Genomic DNA, 20,113 nt, shown 5'->3' with positions numbered 1-20,113 from the left:
AAAATTAGTTAATATGGAAATAATCTCATTAAAGCTTAAATAAAAAACAGAGTTTCCTCTGCTTTATTTTTTGAATCATTTAAACTTGATAAAGATACCTACTAATGCTCCTAAAACAGGTATTCCAAGTAAACTTCAAAGTAGATTTCAGTTGTTAATATCTTTATCTTTGAAATATTCATAAAGTTTTTCCATTTGAGTAGGATATGCTCTTTCAACTTTATCTTGTAATAATAAAATGTTTGAGTCATTTTTCGAAGCGTTTACTGATTCTTTGAAATTATTTATAAACTCTTTTTCTTCATCGCTTGCTTTTTGAATGTTTTTTGATAACTCATTAATTTCATTAAGAATATTATTAAGTTTACTTTGAAGAGTTTCTCTTGAACGGAAACCGAAAAATTCAAAGTGTTTATTAACTGTTTGATTATCTATATCGATTTTTACTTCTACTAATAATCTACCTTCTTCAAGGTTTGGAATTAAGTTAATTGAAATTACATTGTAATTTTCTGAATCATAAGATAAACTTTGTTCACTAATATCTGTTGATCAATAGTTTTCGCGATCTTCTATATCTAATGACAATTTGAAATCATTTACTAATGAGTTATTTTGGTTTGATGATTGACTTGACTCTAATGATGAAATTTCTTTAACAATTGTTTCTAATGCTTTTAATGAGTTTTTGTAGATTGTGATATTTTCTGTAGTCATATCTTTATCTAATGCACTAATTATTGATAATTTTTCTTTAACAAATTCTTGATGATGTTCAATTAAGTCAACTAATTTTTCTCTAATCTTAACTGCATTCTCATCATATTTTGCTTTTAATTGATCTAAATCACTTTTATCGAATCTAAATCCTGAAATATAGAATGTTTTATCTTCATATAAATCAAATAAATTAAATCTTGCACTAACTGTTAATGTTAAACCTAAATCATTTGGTATAAGTACAATATTTGAAATATTTAAAGCGTTATTGTGTGAGAACACAACTTCATTAGCTTTAATTGTTGATGGGATAACACTGTAGTTTCTTAATGTAGCTGACGATTTTGAAATTTCTTGTTTCAAGAAAGTAGTTAATGTTTCTGTTAGTGTTCCATGCAGTGTATTAAATTTTTGTGAAGCTCTTTTGTATGATTTGCTTAAATCAACAATATTGTTAACATCAATTTCATCTATGAAGTTTGTAATCGAATTAAGTTCATTAGTTAAAATGTTTGTGTTTGGTAAACCTTGAATTATTTTTCTTCTTTCTTCCCTAGAATTAATTTTAAGTTTTTGAAGTTCAATAATTAAGTTATTTTTTTCTTCGTTGATAAGATCATCAATATTGTTGTATGTTTCATTTAATTCATTAAATGCATTTAATCCATCTGAATAAACTAAAGACTCTCTATTAAATATAGCATCAGCTTTTACTAATGATTTATTTAACTTGTCATAAACTGGTTTAAATCCTAAATCATTTACATATGAAAGTTTTTGTTCGGCTTTTGTTTTTAATTTTCTGAATTGTGCTTTAAGTGATTCAAGTTGCTCTCTAGCACCATCTTCATTTAGTTTAAATCCTTCTAAGATTTGTCTATTTCTTTTTGAAAATCCTTCATATGATACAGTGAACTCTAAAAGCATTCTACCTTTTCTATCATTTGGAGTAATTCTTAAGTTAAGAACATTTGCAGGTGTATTATTTACTAATGTTAATTCATTTTGAGTATATTGGCTAGATAATTTAGTTTTATCCTCAATTGTATAATAAATTAATTTGACATACTCTTCAAGCTTTCTTTGAATTTCTAAATCTTTGTTGATTTGGTCATCGATTTTTCTTATTTCTCCATCAAAACCATCCGCTATATCTTTAATAACTTTAATTTGCGCTTTAATGTCTTCTAATCTAGCATTTGCCGCTAAAGCAATGGATTCAGAAGCTGCAACTTTTTTATTTGTCTCATCTAAAAATTGTTTTTTAAGAGGGAATGTGTTTGTTATTCTTTCTCTATGAATTCTTTCAAGTACATTATTTTTTCTTTGACTATATTCTGTGATTGCAGCCCTTAACTCTTCATCATGGATGAATTCTAAACTGGATTCTTCAGCTTCTCTAATAGCGTTTATAAAGTTTTCTCTTTTTTCATTAATAACTGTAATGCTTAATGTATCATCTTCAATTACTTGTTTAAGTTCATTGAATGTTTGGTCAAGTTTTATTTTTGCTGCTTCATTGTTTCTTACATAATATCTAGCATTTTTGTAGTCTTCGTTATTTGCTTTTACATTTAATGCTTGATCAAGCGCAGCTTTAACAGCATAGTAATGTGCTTTTCTAGCATTGTACTCATCTTCATTTGTAAATGTTTTTAATGAGTTCATAATATGGTCAATTTTTACATCTGCTAAACTTGAAAAGAAACTTCAATCTTGGTCATATAAGTAATTAGACATAATTGAGTCATAATCTGATTGAACAGCATCAAATTGGTCATTGTTTCTAACTCTTTTTAGTTTTGTAAGAAGTTTATTTTTTTAGAAAATATAAAGTTTTTTATCTGAGTTAATTTGTTGTCTAAGTGTATTAATTTTATTGTTTAATTCAGCATATTTTAAGTAGAAGTATTTTTCAAGGTTTTCAATTGCATTAATTACTGCAGGCATTTCAGAATCACCTTCAAATGTTTCTCTTGCTGCATCATAAATTGAAATAAATGCTCTTTGTTCTTCTTGTGTAAGTGACCCAAAACTATCTAAACTATCATAATCGCTTAAATCATTAATAAGTTCTTTTAATTCAGTCATTTTTCTGTTTAAAATGATGTATTTGTTGTAGATTGTTTCAATTTCTTCATAATCGACAATTTCACCAATTTCATCAATATATCTATTATGTTGAGCTTCATTTAAATCTGTAAGAAGAGCAAATTTACCAACATAATCCCTTTCATTAAGAGCTTCTGCATTATCAAAAATTTGAGTTCCTACATTATCATCAGATTTAACTAAGTTGTTAAAGTATTCTTTTTGTCTAGGGAAAATTTTCTCTAAAGCATTAATCTTATTAACAAATTCTTTTTGTACTCTTGTTTTTTCTTTAATTTGTTCTTTGATTTTTTTAATCTCAGGAATGATGTCACTGTATGTTAACTTGTCAACTGGTTCTGTTGTTCTTAAAGAGATATATGTTTTTAAGTTACCAATTTTATCTAAGTAAGATGTTTTTAGATCTGTAATATTATCAAAGTAATTATCTGATTGGAATTCTTCATCAGCATTAATTAACGCAATACCTTCAGTAATTAAGTTTTGGTATTCTTGCAAGTCATTTGTTAATGCTTCAGGATTTGAATTTTCTTCTCTTACAATGTTATTAATTCTAGAAACAAATAAACTAACTTCTTGCGGAGTTAATTGTAAGGTATTTAATTTTGTTTTAATTGTTCTAATTTTTGTAAGAGTTTTTTGATATTTATTTTTTTCTCTTTCAAGTTTTTGTTTAAATGAATTTAAATGTGGCTCAGTGTATGTTTCTTCTGATCTCATTAATTGGTTTGAAGCATTAAGGATGATTAATTTTGTAGGTTCATCAACATTATTAATGTAATCATGATCAACACCTAATTCAGTTGCCTTAGATTTTAATTCACTTAAAAGTTGAGACACATTAACTGTCTTAAATGATTTTAAATAAATAATAATGTTCGACATTATTTGTTTTTTACTTCTAATGTTATCTCAAATATCATTTAATCTAATTTGATCAATATTCACACTATCAATTAAAACTGTTCTTAAGTATTGATTTAAGTTATTTAAGAATTGATTGAATTCATTTCTAATGTCACTTTTAATAAATTCATTTAGCTCATCTGCCAATCTTTGTAATTCATCATTAACTGTTTGGAATTCAGTTATAATTGTACGAATATCATTAAATACACTTTGGTATTGAATGAATTGACCTCTCAATAAATTGAGCTTTTCTTTATTAGTTGCATTTGACACTGTTAATGACTTAATTTTATTTAAGAAATAGTTGTTAAGATAATCCTTAACTTCATTTGACTTACCATTGTAAGTTTCCATTAAACTCTCAATTCTTGATTTAAGAGCATTTACATTTTCATAGAATGCATCATCATGAGCTTGTTGAGTAATTTCGAATTGATTATATCTTTTACTTGAGTAGAAATATGAAGCAGGATATTCTTTGTAGAATTGGAAAGTATAGCTATCATCTACTTCAAAAATTCCTCCAGTAAAATTAAAAGTATATGAGTTTTCAACATCACCTGGAACAATAACTTTTTGAACTGTATTTCCTTTATAACGAATTTCGATTCTTAAGTCTGCTAAATTATTACCATTAATTGTAACTTGGTTGCTTGAGTTAGAAATTCTATCAACGCTTACATTTGTAGCTAAAGGCTTATGGTAACCTAAAGCAAGTTCTTCGTCCTTTAAGTAGTAGTTTGTTTTAAAAATTGTTTGAATTAATGACGCTCCTGGGAAATCCATAAATACAATCCCTAATTTTGTTAAGTCAGGTCTATTTTTAACGTTATCATTAACTCTTCAATTCATGTCTCCAGCAAAACCAGAAGGGTCACTACCAAGTGCCCCAGCACTACTGATTGATGTAAAGTTAACAAATAATTGTTTATCCCTAATTGGAGCAGAGTTAGATCTTTCCATGTGTTCATGAACTAATCTAGCTTTTGTTTTAGTATTTCTTTGTTGATATTGATCTTGTAGTGAATATGTTCTAGTAATAATATCATCGTAAAGGGCACCACCACGACGCATCTCATTAACTTTGTGGTGTCAGTTGTTGATGATAATTAATTTACCTCTAAGGTTTTTAACTCTTCAATCTAAGTCATCTTTATAGCGACCTCAGTGGTTGAAGATGTGACTACTGTGTAAGTTTAATTGATGTTCATACAATTCTGAAGCATGTTTTGCCAATCCTCTATCATGTACATTGAAACCTTCATCTTTAATTCTAGCAACAACGAACTCTCTTGGGTGAGCTTTTAAAAAATCTACAATTTGGTTCATTCAATCTCAAAAACGCAATGTTGAATAAGTATCCCCGTGTCTTAATCACATTTCGCTATCTAACCTAATATCAAAAGCACGAATACCAGCTTTTAATTGGTTTGGAATATTTAATGACTGAGTTCTAGCGTGTCTACTTCCAAAAGCTCATGCAATACCAGAACCATCTCACATACCCGAGTCATGAGAACCTGGAATACTTAAATCGAAGAATGATTTGTTATCATTAATCTCGCTCATTCATGTACTAAAGTCATAATCGTTAATGTTGTAGTTATTATTGTTGTAGTATGACAAACTGGAATCTTGTCAAATAATTCTGTGGTGGTCATTATCTCTGAATGACGAAACAACCGCAAGAGGAACTGCGGCAACAGAAAGTGCGAAAAGTGGAATAAGTTTTTTATGTTTCATTGTGCCTCTGATTGAAGATTTCTTTATAAATTAATTTTATAACTTTTAGTTATAAAACCAAGAGTAAAATAATTTCAAATTAAAAAACAAGTAAGTATATATACTTACTTAAGTAGGTTTTTTCTTTCTTTTAATTGAAAATAATGAAAATTAACACTTTCAAACAAGTTAAAAATTTTTAGACACTCATAGATTAATTTTACCTTTAAGCCTTGCACATAGTGTTAAAAGTAAGGGTTAACAAAAACAAAGGTCACTTAATTTACCTTTGTTCTTTTTCTTATTTATTTTCATTTTGAATCTTAGCAACTAAAGCTTTAATTTCTTCCACTTTGTCAAGTCTTTCTCATGTAAACTCTACATCAGTTCTACCAAAATGTCCAAAATATGAAGTTTTTGAGAAAATCGGTCTTTTTAAATCAAGTGCATTAATAATTCCTTTTGGTGTTAAATCAAAGGTTTGACTTACCACTTGTTCAATGTACTCAACTTTTACTTTTTCTGTTCCAAATGTTTCAACTAAAACTGAAACGGGCTTAGCAACACCAATTGCATATGATAATTGAATTTCAATTCTATCAGATAATCCTGCTGCAACTAAGTTTTTAGCTACTCAACGAGCTGCATATGCTGCTGATCTATCAACTTTAGTAGCATCTTTTCCGCTGAATGCTCCACCACCATGTCTTGAAGCACCGCCATATGTGTCAACAATAATTTTTCTACCTGTAAGACCTGTGTCGCCAATTGGACCACCAATAATAAATTGCCCGGTTGGGTTAATTAAAATATTTGTAGGTTCATCTAAATCATAATCTTTTAATGTAGGTACAATGATTTCGTTTTTAATGTAATCTTTAAATTCTTGTTCAACATATTTTGATGAGTGTTGGATGCTCATTAAAACTGTATCAACTTTTGTATGTTTTGGATCTGTGTAATCTAATGTAACTTGTGATTTCATGTCTGCTTTCGCTCATCTGAAATGACCATTACTTCTTAAGTTTTCTGCTCTTTTAACTAATTCATGGGCTAATGTGATTGCTAAAGGCATGTATTCTTTAGTTTCATTTGTTGCATAACCAAACATAATACCTTGATCACCAGCACCAATTTCATCGTTTTGTAAGTTAACACCTTGGGCAATATCAGGGCTTTGTTTTCTTATGTCAGTAACAATACTTGTTTGACTTGTAAAATATCCTAATGATTTTAAAATGTTAATAGCAATTTCAATAACATGAATATCTGCATTTGATTGAACTTCACCTGCGATAAAAATGTTGTGTCCACTTGCCATTGTTTCAATCGCAACTTTAGAAGACGGATCTAATGCTAAATAAGCATCTAAAATTGTGTCTGAAATTTGGTCACATAATTTATCTGGATGACCTTTTCCAACTGATTCACTTGTAAATAATTTTTTCATATAAAAAACCTCTCTATTTTATTAGGAGGTATAAAGAATTTTTATAGTATGTTAAGGCTAATGCCTCCTGACTATCCACCTTACAATTATGCAGGTTGGCGATGGTTATTGTTGTCGAACTACCATCCTCTTTATACCTTTTTTTATTTGGAACTTTATTATACAAGAAATTTATAAATCTTAAAATTATTCTCTGTAATTGAAAGCAAAATAAAACTACATTTCAAAATGTAGCATTATTTATTATTTCTAATTTGTTTAATAAAATTTGCAAATCATGGTTCGTTATTTGAATCAAAGATAATTGATGCATGATTTAAAACATCTTTATGTTTTGAGTTCGCAAATGAACCTGAATATTTTGTTACTTGAAACATTGAAACATCGTTTTCAGCATCACCAAATGAAATTGTTTTATTGATGTCTAAATTAAAGTCTTTAAACAAGTATTTAAGTGCTTCACCTTTTGATGAATTGTTAGACATAATATCTAAATTTGGTCATTCTGAAATTAATCCATGAGCATCTTCATCATAATCTTTTAAAAATGTTTTAAATTCATCTCAACTTTCATCTGAGTTTGAATTTTTTATAACAAAAAACTTACATGCATCATAGTTATCAAATGTTTCTAAAAAGTTACCTTCAGCATAATGATTTTCACCAACTCTAATTGGGTAATTTTTCTTAGCAAAAAAGTCTGTTTTATTTGAATTAAATCCAAGAATTTTTCCTGGTACATAAACTAAGAATTCATATTGCATATCAACTAATTTTTTGTAAATAGCTTTAGCTGAGGATTTTTTGATTGCAAAACTTTTGTATAACTGATCTTTTTTATTATCTCAAATCAATGCTCCATTAGCTAAAATGACTGGAAACTTAACTTGAATTTGATCAATGATTTTCTGAGCTGTATAAAGTGGTCTTCCTGTTGCGATAATAATGTTTTTATTGTCTTCTTGAAGTTCTTTAATTGTTTGTAAATTTTCTGGAATTAATTCTGAATCTTTATTTAAAAGTGTCCCATCTAAATCGAAAACAAAGTTCTCAATTTCAGAGTATTTAATTTTATTTAATATTGTATTTTTGTTTTGCACTAAAGTACCTCAAAAATATTATCAACATCTTCTTGTTCAAGTGTTTCTTTGTTTTGAACTAAATCTACAATCTCATTGATTTTATCAACATTTTGTTTAACTTTTGATTTAGTTCCTGAAATATTTAAGAAAGCTTGGATTGTTAAAAAGAAAGTAGTAAAAGCAGATGTTAGTGCGATTTTAACAAATAAATCCATTGTTTCAACTGGTTTTTCATTTCATCTAATTGCGTATAAGTTTAAGATAACAATTAAGGCCGCAATGATAATCCCTGTTAAGCTTAAGATAATGAATGTTCATCTACTAATTAAATATTTCTTTAATGACTTCTTTTGAACTTTTTTAATTTTTTCTTGTAATTCTGGTTTCATATTTCTTATTTATTCCCTTCATCAAATGTTAAGAATGTTGAAGATTTATATCTATTTGTTTCTAAAATACTTAAGGCTCTTTTAAATAGAACAAATTCATTGTCAGCAACCACTTCATTTGCATATATTCATTTTTTGTTCTTGAATAAAATGTATTCAAATTTTAATAAGTTAGATTTCTTTTTTAGGAACTCAAATTTTGAGTTAACAGCAAAAAATGAAATACATGAAGTAATAACACTTGTAACTGAGTTAATAATTGTTGTAAATAAGATGTAGTTTGCACTATCTTTTCAAAACTCTAAACGATATGGGTTAACATCCCCGGGGTAATTTTTGTTATTTCCTGCAATGAAATAAACCGCAATAATAGCAACATATAAAGCTGATAAAAATGTGACTAAATTAAGTGAGTAATATAGTGTTCCAAAGATATATTTTTTAATTTCAGTATTTCTTTGAATTTCTAAAAACCTTTTTACAAATGGTGATTGTTTTTTAGCCATTATTTAACCGCCTTATTCGAAGTTTTTAAGTCACTTTGGATTGCATTTTTAATTGCAAGTTTTCTTTTCATTGAAGCTTTTTCTCATAATGCATCTAAAATTTGATTTAATTGCTCTTCGGTTAATTTTTTAGCAATGAATTTGTCTTGCACATAGTAAAGTGTGTTAAGTATTTTTTGATACTCGGCCGTATTACTATTTTGCTTGTAAATTGATAAAGCTATTGTTAAAAAGAATGAAAATACAAGCAATGCAGCAAAAACGATTAAAAGCACAAATGAAGCACTATGAGTAGTTTTCGGATCTTTTTGAGCAATCATAATCAATTTAACTAAGGCATAAATTGCGATTGCAATTGAGGAAATATTCAAAATAATAATTGAGAATGAAATAACGTTGTCAAGTATTGTGTAAATTTTTAATTTTCTTTTGTCTTGTTGTTGTTTTTCTTTAAGTCTTTTAATAATTGGATTCATAATAGAAATTTTACACTATCTTGCGAAAATTCTAATATTTTACTTTAGTAAAAAGTGTTAATTTGACTTAAAAATTCCTCATAATTTTATGATTTTTTATAATAGTTTATAATTGTGATACTATGAGAAATGTAGCAATTTTTAGTGACGTTGATGGAACAATTTACCCTTTTCCAGGTAAAGAGTTGCCAGAATTAAATAAATTAAAAGTTAATGAAGTAGTTAAGAAAGGAGTTCACTTTGTTATAAGTACCGGAAATGGACCTTATGACAAAATTAAAAAGCTTGCTGATGAGCTTGGAGGTAGATATATTTCTTTTTCAAATGGTGCGTTTTTATACGATAACCATGAGAAAAAAGTTCTTCATATAGAATACATTGATTTAGATGAAGCTAAAAAAATATGAGATCTTGCTGAAGAAGTAGGTTTACCACTTTATTATTTTGCAACAGATAGATTTTACTTAAAAGATGCAACTGATAATCAAAGACAATTCTTTACAGAGTTTTGTGAATATGACCAATGAATTGAAAATGGTGAAATTCCAAATGATTTACACAAAATTGAAACATATGGAAAACCAGAAAAATTACACAAATTTGCAGAGCTTGCAAAAGAAAGAAAAATCAATTTAAACATTGTTGTTCTTGAAAAACACATTGAAATAACAAAACCTGGAGTTTCAAAAGGTTCAGGAATTGAATGATTCTGTAAAAATGTTTTTAATGCTGATTTGTCTGAAGTTATGGCTATTGGAGATAGTCAAAATGATATCTCAATGTTCCAAGTTGCAGGTTATTCATATGCAATGGAAAATACTGATCCATACACAATGCAATTTGCAAAATACTATACATCAACAGTTGAACAAGCCGGTTTAGCAGAAGCTATTGATGACTTTTTATACAGAGTAGATTTTGATTTAAAAAGAGAAATCTCTCAAAGACAAAGTACTAAAAAATAATTCTAAAAAGGAGGTGAAATGAATTTAAAAATATTTATATGAGTACTTTTATCTTTATTCATCATCCTTTTTTTAGTCGTAATTTTCTTTTTATTAAGAAAACTAATTTTAAATAAACTTGAAAATAAAAATGAAAAACTAGGAAACGAAGCAAGAAGAATTAAAAACAGTAATAAAACTTCAATTCAAAAATTATCTCAACTTGCAAAAAGTGATCCGCAGTTTGAAAAACTTTCATTAGATGTGCAAAAAATTAATTTTGATATATCTCAAAAAATTGGATACCTTTACAAAAACTTTGATATTAACAAAGAATATGTTAAAAAAGGTAAAATCCTTAAATCTTGATTTATGCTGTTTAGAATTTCAAGAATTTTTAAAAAAATAAATAAAAAACAAGTTGTGCTACTTGAGTTAACTAAGGATATCGAATATCAATGAGAACAAATTGATAGTAGTTTTTCTAGTATATTAGAGATTACTGAACACATAAAAATGAAACTTAATAGCAAGAAAAGTTTTCTTAAACACACTTTTATTTATACAAATACTAGAGCAAATAATGTAAGAAAATCATATGATACAATTAACACTTTAAAATACAAGGGCGACTTCCAAAAAGCTAATTCATTAGCTGAAAAAATTGAAGATGATATTAAAGATTTAGTCAATAAATTTAACTCAATCGAAAAAATTGAATACTTAATTTTTTACAACCTTCCAATAAGTATTGAATCACTTAAAAATTATAATGATGAGTCATTTTATAAAAGTGTTTACAATGATTGAATTAAAATTTCTAATTCATGAAGTAAAAAAGATGTCTTAACAACTCAAAAAGATATTATTGATATTTACAGTAAAATAAATGATTATAAAGTGAATAATTTCAACAAGTTTGCACTAAACTCATTTATTCAAAATAATATTAATTTCTATAAAGAACTGCTTGAAACTTTAGAAAAAATGAATGTTAAAAATAAATTGAGCAATGAAAACTTTGGTGAAACAATTAAAACAATTAAACAATGCTATAAATCATTATTCGGAGCTAAAAAACTCGAAATTCATGAGGCTTTAAGAATTATTAAGAAAATACTAAAAAACTCATTAACTTTATTGCAAAACAATGAACTCCAAAAGGTTCTTAATACATTTGATAAAAACCTTGAAAAAATACAAAAAGACAAAGTTATTCAATTATCAAACAATTATTTTTGAATAACACAAAACGATATGTTGCCACTTAATGCAACAGTTGATGATATGACAAACACATTGAATATCTTATATTCAGAAGGCTTAAAAAATAACTTTAAAAACTTTTTCAATGATAAAGAGTTTATGAATAAATGAATTAAAATTAGTTCTTATTTAACCAAAGTTATTTTTGAAAACATTGAATACAAAAAGATGTTTGAAGAATTGCAAATCCATGTTGTTAAACTTAAACTAAATAAGCAACCTTCAAAACTTAAAGAAACACTAGAAACAACAGATATATATATTAAAAATAATAACTTTAAAGAAGCATTTAAAATTATTAAAAACTTCATAAAAAACCCATAGGAGAATTATGTACAAAAAAATCTTAATCAGATATGGTGAGCTTGTTTTAAAAAAGAAAAATAGAAAAACATTTATTAACCATTTAACAAATAATATTACCCATATTGTAGGCGAAAAACCACAAGTAGAATTTGACAGAATGTATATTAACTACAGTGAAGAAAACCTTAGAAAACTTAACTATGTATTCGGGATCAGTTCATATTCTCCAGTTGTCGTTGTAGATAACGATATTGAAGAATTTAAGAAAACTGTTGTTAGTTTAATTAATCCTGAAACTAAAACTTTCAAAATTTCAGCAAGAAGAAATTTTAAAGCTTTTCAATACTCATCAGATGAAATAAATAGAACTTTAGGAACACATTTATTAAAAGAATTTGGTGAAACAAGAGGATTAAAGGTTGATGTTCATAACCCAGATCAAATCTTTTATGTTGAAGTAAGAAATGGTAGAACATATTTATTTTCAAACTACATTGAAGGTCTTGGGGGTCTTCCAGTAGGTGTTTCAGGTAAAGTTATTCACCTTATTTCAGGTGGTTTTGATTCACCTGTTGCGGCCTTTCAAATGATGAAAAGAGGAATTAAAGTTGACTTTTTAACTTTTATTACACCTCCTCAAACAGATGAAAGAACTGTGCAAAAAATTTCTGAATTAGTAAAAGTATTAAATCAATATCAAGTAACAAGTAACTTAATAATTGCTAATTATGCATATTTAATGAACTATATTTCTTTTGTGTCTAAAGAAGGATACAAAATAAATTTAATGAGAAGAAGTTTTTATAGAATTGCAGAGAAAATAGCTCACAAAAATGGAGCATTAGCCATTTCTAATGGGGATAACCTTGGGCAAGTAGCTTCTCAAACACTTGAATCATTACACACAATCGGATCAGCAACATCAATGCAAATTTTAAGACCATTATTAAGTTTTGACAAAAATGAAATTATTAATATTGCCAAAAAGATTAATACTTATGATTTATCAATTATTAAAGCTAATGAAACTTGTGAACTATTTGCGCCTAAAGAACCTGTAACAAAACCAAATTTAGATGAATCATTAAAATTAGAACAAGAATTACATCAAATCCCACAACTCGAAGAAGCCTTATTAAATGAATTACTAGAATATAGAAAAATTAAATTATAAAATGACCACAAATAATAAAATTAAAATTTATATCGACTTCGAGGCTATCACATTTAATTATTTATCTAGAATTGATTATCATTTATTTTTTACAAAAAAAGATAAACTTATTGAACTTCCTTTTTATTTCACAATAGGATACTTTAAAGACCCTATTAACTATAAGTTTTTTAGAACTTATTCATCAGCATTTGACTTAAAACCAATTCAAAAAAATAGAAATATTAATGAATTCTGAGCAGGTGTAAGAAAAGAATTAATTAAAGGTATTAAAACCCTTCTTAAAGATGATGAATTTGTTATTAATGAGAACACAGTTGAATTCTATTCATGAAATACAACTTTAGAAACACCTATTTTAATGAAATCATTAGGAATTCCCTCTAATGACCTTGCAGGTGGTGATCAAATCGGTCTTGATAGACTTATTCCTAAAAACAAATTTACAAAAAATCACTTTGAAGGATTCCACAGTGATTTATTTAATCAAAGACTTGGTAGATACAAAATTAGTGAAGGCGATGCCGGAGGAAAGATTGCCGCAATTGTAGGTGCACTAGCATTAATCAATGGAAACAAGCATTACTTAACAAAAAGCAAGTTCAAAGGTGCAATTCACAGAATTATAATGAACCATCTTCTTAATTGTGTTCGTAAATATAACAAAGATGATGTTCTAAAACTTGCATATGTAGAAAAAAATCAAGAACAAACAAAACAATTAATCAAAAAATTCCATGAAAGAATATGGATAAGAGACAAATACGCAGGAAATATTTCGAAGTGTCGTGCTTTATTATCAAAAATTGATCAAGTTCTAGAATATGTAAATTTTGATAAAAATAAATATATGAGTGAAATTGTAGAATTTGTTGGATCAAAAATAAATGATTTGACTGAATTAAGTAGATATCAATCAAGTTTTAATTTTGATGAAGATTTAAGTTTTTGAAAAAATATTAAAAAAAACTTTGTATCAAACACCGATTTCAATAACTGAACAAATTGAAAAACCTATGATAAAACAATTGGTCAAATAATTGGAATATTAGAAAACAAAATCGATGAAGAAACTAAAAAATACAAAATCGCCAGTGAGCTAACTCAAGATCTTTTCAAAGATGAATAAAATATTAGAAAAAATTTATTTGGTTAATCCAAATATTTTTTATTGATTTAAAAAATTGCAAAAAAAATTTTCAAAAAATTATTTGCATTTTTAAAAACATGTTATAATATTAAAGCATCAAGCAAGATGCGGGTGTAGTTTAATGGCAGAACTTCAGCCTTCCAAGCTGACTATGAGGGTTCGATTCCCTTCACCCGCTCCATTTCAAGAAATTGACCAAATCGAGATTGATCTATAAGATCAATCTTTTTTTATCCTTTAAAGTGTTTTAGATTATAATAATATACATGGAAAATAAATATACTGCAGAAAGTATTAAACAGTTAAAGGGATTAGAAGCTGTAAGAAAACGTCCAGGGATGTACATCGGTTCAACTGATGTTTATGGATTACATCACCTTTTATGGGAAATTGTTGATAACTCAATAGATGAGGCACTAGCTGGATTTGCAAACAAAATTGTTGTAAAGTTAAGAAAAGATGGTTCTGTTTTAGTTTCAGATAATGGTAGAGGGATTCCAGTTGATAAAGCTAAAAACGAGAGTAAAACAGCCGTAGAAATTGTATTCACAGAGTTGCATGCTGGTGGAAAATTTGACTCAAATACTTATAAGGCATCAGGTGGTTTACATGGTGTTGGATCGAGTGTTACAAACGCATTTTCATCTAAATTAATTGCAACTGTTGCTAGAAATGGTAAATTATACTTAACTGAATTTCAACAAGACAAAATTGTTCAAAGAACTCATGAAATTGGTAAATCCAAAGAGTCAGGAACTACTGTTGAGTTTTGACCTGAATATTCATTATTCAAAAAAGCTAAATTAAGTTTTGAAAGAATTTCTGAAAGACTTCAAGAAAGTTCATTTTTAATTTCAAACTTATTAATCGAACTTTATGATGAAGAAAGTGGACTAGAAAGAAAATTTCAATATAAAAATGGACTCGAGACATTTCTTGACTTCTTAAACAATTCAAAAACAAATATTACAACACCAGTTTCTTACTCAGATACAAAGAAAAATATTGAAGTAAGCTTTTCATTCCAATGAAGTGATACTTATAATGAAGAATTAATTTTAAGTTTCGTAAATAATGTTAAAACCAAAGATGGCGGAACACACGTTACTGGTGTAAAAAGTGCTTTTAATAAAATAATGAATGCTTTTGCTCACCGTGAAGGAACATTAAAAGGAAATAACTCATTTGAATTAAGTGATATCCTTGAAGGTTTAACATGTATCATATCAGTTAAAATACCTGAAAATATTCTTGAGTTTGTCAGTCAAACAAAAGAAAAATTAGGTACTCCTGAAGCTAAACAAGTGGTTGAGGAAGTTGTTTCTCTTTATTTAGAAACATGAATTCAAGAAAACAAAAAACTTGCAAAAAATGTACTTGAAAAAATTAAAAAAGCATACGATGTTAGAATTGAAACTAAAAAACGTAGAGATGAAGCTAGAAAATCTAAAAAAACTCTTTCTGAAAAGAAAGTTATTAGTGATAAATTAACTCCCGCAACAAGTAAAAAACCTGCCGAAAGAGAGCTTTTCTTGGTCGAGGGTGATTCGGCTGGTGGTTCAGCAAAAAGTGGTAGAGATAGAAATTTCCAGGCAATTTTACCACTAAGAGGTAAGGTAATTAACTCGGAAAAAACCAATTTAACTGAACTATTAAAAAACGAAGAGATTTCAACAATTGTTAATGCAATTAGTGCTGGTATCGGTAAAGATTTTGATGTTTCAAAATCTCAATACGGAAAAATTGTTATTATGACTGACGCCGATACTGATGGAGCACATATTCAATGTTTATTATTAACTTTCTTCTACCGTTACATGAAACCATTAATTGAAAACGGAAATGTATATATAGCCATCCCTCCGCTTTATAAATTAACACATAAAACTAAGAAAAGTATTCAATATGTATGAGATGATGAAGAATTAAGAGAAATTTTACAAAATAATAAGAGTGCATTAGAAATCCAACGTTATAAAGGACTTGGAGAGATGAATGCTGATCAACTTTGAGAAACTACAATGAACCCAGAAACAAGGACACTTATTCGCGCAACTATTGATGACGCATCACTTGCAGAAAGAAGAGTAAGTACTTTAATGGGAAACGACTCATCTAAACGTAAAGAATGAATTGACAATAATGTTAATTTTGATGATTATGATGATTATTTAGAAAAATTTGCAAGATAAAATCTTGCTTTTTTTATGAAATTTTTTCATATAAAATAGTCAAGTTAATTTTAATTTTATTGATTAGGACTTAAATTAAATATAATTTAAGTCTATGAAAAAATTTAATTTAAAACTATTTTTAGGACTAATGAGTGGATTATTATTATCTTCAATCGCTTTATCATGTAGTCCAAATACAAATAATCAAACTGCACAGAAAAGACAACAAGAAGAACCTAAAAATGATGCTTCAAACCATGTAGAACAACCTTCAGTTCCAAACAAACAACAAGGTAATAATGATCAGCCTTCTACACCAACTGTTGATAATGAAAAAGAAAGTTCAAACAAATATGTTTACGACTTAAGTGATAACTATTATGAGGCTCTTAATGGTAAAAAAGGTAGTGAACTTTTAGAAGCTATCATTAACCTACAATCAAGTAAGCGTTCATTTATCAAAGAATATAAAGACTTACCAGGGTTTTATAATAATTCAAACGCTTTTAAAGACACTATATATGAAAATGATAATACTATATTGGATTTTTACTCAGAGAACCCTAATGGAGAAGATCCATATAACTTTGCTGTTTATGCTACAGAAGGTGGAGCAAATGAAGGTGATGGAACAAATAGAGAGCACATTATTCCACAATCATGATTTGGAAAACAAAACCCAATCAGAAATGATGCTCAATTTGTGTGACCTACAGATATTAAAGTTAACCAGATTAGAGGAAACTATCCACATGCTGATGTTGTAACAGTTACTAAAACTACAAAAAATAATTCTAAGCTTGGTAATGATGCAAATGGTAACACTGTTTTTGAAGTTATTGATGAGTTTAAAGGTGATATAGCAAGAGCATATTTATATTTCTTATCACACTACGGTAAAGATAAAGTAGGATCTAAAAACTCTATTTTTACACCTAAAAAGTACCCTTACATGAAACAAGGATTTTTAGATACATACATTAAGTGACATAAAAAGGATACTGTTTCTAAATGAGACGTTATTAGAAATAATGAAACATACAAATTCCAAAAAATCAGAAACCCTTTCATTGATTATCCAGGACTTGTGGACAATATTTTTGGTAATGATCCAAAACCATTCCAAAACAAAGGTATTTTAGTAGAAGTTAATTAACTTTAAAAAACCTCAAACTTAATTGTTCGAGGTTTTTTTATTATTTCTTACTAAAAATTTTTAACTTCTTGATTGCAACAGTTAATAAAGCTACAAATGCTAATAAGGAAACTATAATTGAAGTAGATATTGCTCAGGCTGTTTTTGTAGATCTATTGCTATCTTGAGATTGTTTTGTATCAACAATTGTTGAGTCATCTGAAGAAATATTTTTATCTTCTTCTTTAGTTTCATTTGAAGGTTTATGATCATATGTATTTTTAACGTTATTTCTAATGTATTTAATTTTTTCTTTATTACCTAATATTGCATCACTCATTTTTACGTTGCTTGTATTAATTCCAGTATCAGATGTTAAAACAGCTTTTGCTTCCCTTAATAAATCAGCGTTTTCTGATTGTTCATAAAGTTTTAAATATGAAAGTATTTCGATTTCTATAGCAGCAAACTTAATAAGTAATTGTTCACTATTTTGTTTTTCTAAGAAAACACTTCTTAATCTTTCAAATTTATTAGCATCACTTAAGTCTTCAAAAGTTTTAATCTTTTCTCTTACCTCATGCTTTAAGATATTAGTGTAATTAAAATTTTGTTCCTTCATAATATTGAATACGCTATCTCAAATCAAGCTAATGTCTGCAAAATTTGGATTAGACATATCAGATAATTTTTCAATTTGAGAAGCTAGTTCTGTTAACGGCAATTTTGCTACATCCATGGATGTATTAAGCATTTGTTTAATTGATGAGTAATCATCTTGCATTGAACTACCAATTTTAGTTGCTAAAGAGTCCATGTAGTTATAAAATTCTTGTAAATTTTCAAATTCACTTGCTTTTTTGAATTCAAGAATGCCATCTAATGGAATAAAAGGTATTTTGTGTTCTTGTGTATGATTTTCAGTTGCGTGAGAAATAGCAACAACTGGTAAAGATAAAATAGATAATGAACCTAGTGTAAATAAAATCTTTTTCATTTTTACCACCTTATATTAATTATTTTGAAGAAATTTCGTCTTTAAAATCTTTATAAATCTGAGAAATACTGCTTCCACTTAATGAAGCATCGATAACTCTAGCTAAGAATGTTCCTAATGAAACAATTTGTAATTTCTTGAATTTTTTAGCCATTTCATAGTTGTCAATACTATTTGTAACAATAACTTTTTCAACAGCTGGGTGGTTTTCAAAAATTTCAAACCCTTTTGTAAAGATACCGTGTGTAGCTGCAACAATCACTTTTTTTGCTCCATTAGCCTTAAGTGTTTCTACAGCTTTTAAAATTGTTCCACCTGTATCTATAATATCATCAATAATAACTGCATTTTGGTTCTCAATGTTACCAAGGATACCCATAACTTCTGTTTGGTTTGTTCCTGTTCTTCTTTTATCAATAATACAGATTTGAACGGTGTTAGCAATTAATTCAGCAAGTTTTCTTGCACGAACTGTACCACCATGATCCGGAGAAACAACTGTGAATTTTTCACCTGTTTGTTTTAATGCAATAGCAATTGGATATTGACCTTTTAAATCATCAACAGGAATATCGAAGAATCCTTGAATTGAAGGGTTATGTAAGTCAACACATGTAATTTTTGTTGCTCCTGCTTTTTGTAATAAATCAGCAACTAATTTGGCACCAATTGGTTGTCTACCACTAGCTTTTCTATCTTGACGTGCATAACCATAGTAGCTTAAAACAACATTAATTGTTTTTGCGCTTGCTCTTTTTAATGAGTCAATAAATAATAATAGTTCCATAATATTATCATTTACTGGTCTACTTGTACTTGCAATAATGAAAACGTCTTTATCACGCACTGTAGGATTAGAAACTAACATTACTTCACCATCAGCATACACTGTACGTTCAATTTTTGAAAGCTCCATACCTAAAAGTTCTGAAACTTCTTTTGCTAAATTTTGAGAATTATTCATCCCAAATAAAACTGAGTTCTTTTTATTCATTTACCTATTTCCTTTAAAAAATTACTTGTATATATATATTAATATTTTACAATACTTTTTCATTTTTAGATTGCAAAACATGCCTAGTCCTTGTGCATAGTCACAAAAAGTTCTTTTTTAGTTAACGAGAAACTAAAAAATATCATTATTATGAGCGAGGTAAAAATGAACAATATTGAAATTTTTAAAATTTATAAACTAAAAGAAAACCTACAAAAAGGTATTGAAAAATATGCAAAAACTAAATGTGAAGTTATCTTACCAATCATTGATGTCTTTGATGACATTTTATTTGGCGTTCTAACAAATGAAGAAAAAGAAGGTTCAGTATTTTTAGATGAATCATTTGATTCAAAATACTTATCTTTTGATAGGTTCTACAGAATTTCAAAAGATAACCTTAAAAGTAATATAGATGAGATTGGAACAAATGAACTAAACCAAAGAGTTAATGAGGAAAAAGAAATTGAAATACTTCAAAAAATTAGAGACAGTTTTGATGATTATAAGTCAAACATTAAATTAACTTATATTTATAAAAAATCAAAATATAAAACTGCACAACATTAAAATATCTTAAATTAAAAAATTTATTATAATAATTCAA

At 27.5% G+C, this 20,113-nt stretch carries 16 protein-coding genes and 1 tRNA gene; 8 read left to right on the top strand and 9 right to left on the bottom strand.

From position 1 onward, the window contains the following. Positions 1-63: 63 nt before the first annotated feature. The 7 genes from D2846_RS00330 to D2846_RS00300 form a co-directional block, all read right to left on the bottom strand. The gene (locus D2846_RS00330) at positions 64-2,460 is read right to left on the bottom strand and encodes a hypothetical protein (protein WP_117274953.1); all 2,397 of its coding nucleotides are present in this window, start codon (positions 2,458-2,460) and stop codon (positions 64-66) included. 81 nt (positions 2,461-2,541) lie between these two features. Further along, positions 2,542-5,484, bottom strand: coding sequence for a PI-PLC domain-containing protein (locus D2846_RS00325; RefSeq protein WP_117274952.1), 2,943 nt, complete (start codon positions 5,482-5,484; stop codon positions 2,542-2,544). 280 nt (positions 5,485-5,764) lie between these two features. After that, the gene (gene metK, locus D2846_RS00320; protein ID WP_117274951.1) at positions 5,765-6,913 is read right to left on the bottom strand and encodes a methionine adenosyltransferase; all 1,149 of its coding nucleotides are present in this window, start codon (positions 6,911-6,913) and stop codon (positions 5,765-5,767) included. A 236-nt stretch (positions 6,914-7,149) separates the two neighbouring features. Beyond that, entirely contained in the window at positions 7,150-8,013 is an 864-nt protein-coding gene (locus D2846_RS00315) for an HAD family hydrolase (protein ID WP_117274950.1), read from the bottom strand. Next, complete coding sequence (locus tag D2846_RS00310; RefSeq protein WP_117274949.1) at positions 8,013-8,384, bottom strand: hypothetical protein; 372 nt, start codon at positions 8,382-8,384, stop codon at positions 8,013-8,015. Before D2846_RS00310 ends, D2846_RS00315 begins: the two co-directional genes overlap by 1 nt. Positions 8,385-8,389: 5 nt before the next feature. Next, on the bottom strand, positions 8,390-8,890 hold the full coding sequence (locus tag D2846_RS00305) for a DUF4231 domain-containing protein (RefSeq protein ID WP_223211518.1): 501 nt from the start codon (positions 8,888-8,890) through the stop codon (positions 8,390-8,392). Beyond that, positions 8,890-9,366, bottom strand: a complete 477-nt coding sequence (locus D2846_RS00300; RefSeq protein ID WP_117274947.1) for a hypothetical protein — start codon at positions 9,364-9,366, stop codon at positions 8,890-8,892. Before D2846_RS00300 ends, D2846_RS00305 begins: the two co-directional genes overlap by 1 nt. 122 nt (positions 9,367-9,488) lie before the next feature. Between D2846_RS00300 and D2846_RS00295 the strand changes: the two genes are divergently transcribed. The 7 genes from D2846_RS00295 (at position 9,489) to D2846_RS00265 (ending at position 17,536) form a co-directional block, all read left to right on the top strand. Next, the gene (locus tag D2846_RS00295; RefSeq protein WP_117274946.1) at positions 9,489-10,331 is read left to right on the top strand and encodes an HAD family hydrolase; all 843 of its coding nucleotides are present in this window, start codon (positions 9,489-9,491) and stop codon (positions 10,329-10,331) included. 18 nt (positions 10,332-10,349) lie between these two features. Further along, on the top strand, positions 10,350-11,900 hold the full coding sequence (locus D2846_RS00290; protein ID WP_117274945.1) for a hypothetical protein: 1,551 nt from the start codon (positions 10,350-10,352) through the stop codon (positions 11,898-11,900). Between the two features lie 7 nt (positions 11,901-11,907). After that, on the top strand, positions 11,908-13,056 hold the full coding sequence (thiI, locus tag D2846_RS00285) for a tRNA uracil 4-sulfurtransferase ThiI (RefSeq protein ID WP_117274944.1): 1,149 nt from the start codon (positions 11,908-11,910) through the stop codon (positions 13,054-13,056). Position 13,057: 1 nt separating this feature from the next. Further along, positions 13,058-14,185, top strand: coding sequence for a hypothetical protein (locus tag D2846_RS00280; RefSeq protein ID WP_117274943.1), 1,128 nt, complete (start codon positions 13,058-13,060; stop codon positions 14,183-14,185). Between the two features lie 128 nt (positions 14,186-14,313). Next, positions 14,314-14,387: transfer RNA gene (locus D2846_RS00275), tRNA-Gly, on the top strand. Positions 14,388-14,472: 85 nt separating this feature from the next. After that, positions 14,473-16,398 carry a DNA gyrase/topoisomerase IV subunit B gene (locus D2846_RS00270; protein ID WP_117274942.1) on the top strand — a complete coding sequence of 642 codons (1,926 nt, stop codon included), beginning with the start codon at positions 14,473-14,475 and terminating at the stop codon, positions 16,396-16,398. A 94-nt stretch (positions 16,399-16,492) separates the two neighbouring features. After that, a complete protein-coding gene (locus D2846_RS00265; RefSeq protein ID WP_117274941.1) occupies positions 16,493-17,536 on the top strand; it encodes an endonuclease in 1,044 nt (347 codons plus the stop codon). A gap of 40 nt (positions 17,537-17,576) precedes the next feature. On the opposite strand, the gene D2846_RS00260 is transcribed toward D2846_RS00265, so the two are convergent. Together D2846_RS00260 and D2846_RS00255 are read right to left on the bottom strand one after the other, a co-directional pair. Then, a complete protein-coding gene (locus D2846_RS00260) occupies positions 17,577-18,512 on the bottom strand; it encodes a hypothetical protein (protein ID WP_117274940.1) in 936 nt (311 codons plus the stop codon). 19 nt (positions 18,513-18,531) lie between these two features. After that, the gene (locus tag D2846_RS00255; protein WP_117274939.1) at positions 18,532-19,506 is read right to left on the bottom strand and encodes a ribose-phosphate pyrophosphokinase; all 975 of its coding nucleotides are present in this window, start codon (positions 19,504-19,506) and stop codon (positions 18,532-18,534) included. Between the two features lie 150 nt (positions 19,507-19,656). Here D2846_RS00255 and D2846_RS00250 point away from each other — a divergent pair, with 150 nt between their 5' ends. Then, positions 19,657-20,076 carry a hypothetical protein gene (locus D2846_RS00250; protein WP_223211517.1) on the top strand — a complete coding sequence of 140 codons (420 nt, stop codon included), beginning with the start codon at positions 19,657-19,659 and terminating at the stop codon, positions 20,074-20,076. The last annotated feature ends 37 nt before the right edge of the window (positions 20,077-20,113 follow it).

The organism is Mycoplasmopsis edwardii, assembly GCF_900476105.1.
Lineage (GTDB): Bacteria > Bacillota_I > Bacilli_A > Mycoplasmatales > Metamycoplasmataceae > Mycoplasmopsis > Mycoplasmopsis edwardii.
The sequence above is the reverse complement of the archived record's forward strand: the minus strand, read 5'-3'. Positions and strand labels throughout refer to the sequence as shown.